Consider the following 771-nt stretch of genomic DNA (forward strand, 5'->3'; position numbering starts at 1 on the left):
TTTTTTCACTCCAATCCTACCAAATATTCCTTGAAAGAAGTATCACAACAAAAAAAGAGAACGAGCCAAAACTGCGTTCTCCTTAAAATGATAAAAATATATATTATGCTACAAAAAATATGTAAACTAATCTTTTAAATAATAAAAAAGTTCCGACGTTTGTAAATGTTTTGAGTAAATTGAAATTACTTTTTGACCTTTTGGAAATACTGTCTTTCTCTTCAAATCTAATAAAGATTGAGGAACAATTTTCTTTGATGTCTCTTTCAATGTTAATGCTAGTATCTGTTTTCTTGTACGTAGAGCATAGTCAAACTCCAAATACAAATAACGTCCTGAACCAGTTAGATGAACATGTTTTCCCAATAATTCCTCAATGGATCCTAAAACTTGTAACTTTTGCATCGTGGTTCCATCTTTTTTTATTTTCAACTCATCAATTATGATATGTCTATTTAAACAATCGTCAAAGAAACTGCCTGCACCTTTTCGGTAATCAACACCACATAGGTGCATGAAATTAGTAGGTGAAAAATGAAGTTCAACACTTTCTATTTCCGTTTCATAATACATGATTTTGCCAACGAAGTGCTCTTTAAAAAAAGAAGCCGCAATATGTAACTGATTAAAAAAATGCTGAAGTTTTATTTTTTCGGTGTAATTTGGATTACAATAATCTCTAGAATTTGCCATTTTTTCCTCACAAAAAAGGTGGTTTACAGAATCTGTAAGCCACCTAGTCAGTCGGTTTATTCTGGTGTCTGCCACCGC

At 31.6% G+C, this 771-nt stretch carries 1 protein-coding gene; it reads right to left on the reverse strand.

The genetic code is table 11. The annotated features are described in order from the left end of the window. Window positions 1–126: 126 nt before the first annotated feature. Window positions 127–768, reverse strand: coding sequence for a PBECR4 domain-containing protein (locus L0M85_RS09810; protein WP_238656939.1), 642 nt, complete (start codon window positions 766–768; stop codon window positions 127–129). Between the last annotated feature and the right edge of the window lie 3 nt (window positions 769–771).

Source organism: Streptococcus sp. DFI.7.26 (genome assembly GCF_022240605.1).
In the GTDB taxonomy this organism is placed as follows: Bacteria; Bacillota; Bacilli; order Lactobacillales; family Streptococcaceae; genus Streptococcus; species Streptococcus xiaochunlingii.